The organism is Gordonia asplenii (assembly GCF_012933505.1).
Taxonomy (GTDB): domain Bacteria; phylum Actinomycetota; class Actinomycetes; order Mycobacteriales; family Mycobacteriaceae; genus Gordonia; species Gordonia asplenii.
The window spans coordinates 1-319 of the sequence record NZ_JABBNB010000116.1 but is presented as its reverse complement, the minus strand read 5'-3'; the positions used below and the strand labels follow the sequence as shown (position 1 = coordinate 319).

1 protein-coding gene is annotated in these 319 nt (G+C 66.1%); it reads right to left on the bottom strand.

Annotated features, from left to right (window positions below; genetic code table 11):
- A partial coding sequence (locus HH308_RS29425) for a DUF222 domain-containing protein (RefSeq protein WP_170197839.1) occupies positions 1-319 on the bottom strand: 319 nt, incomplete at both ends.

The window sequence follows — 319 nt, the reverse complement described above, 5'->3', positions numbered from 1 at the left end:
CACCACCGTCTGTGTCTTGACCGGCACCACCGCAGTCCCGGGCACCCCTGCAGTGGTGGCCACCGGTGCGGTACAGGTGCGCGGATCATCGCAGGCACAGTCGAACGGCACCTGGTTGAGCAGCGCGAACACCGCATCAGAATTGCGTTGCGCCGCGGTACGCGGATCGCGGTCACAGACCGCCTTGGCCAACGACAGCACCGACGCCATCGAGATCCGGATCCGCTCCCCGGTCATCGTCGCCGCGATCAACCCCATATCGTCGCCCTTGTTGGCCGTCCAGACACGACGTTCGGATTTCGACGCCTCCCGACGTGCC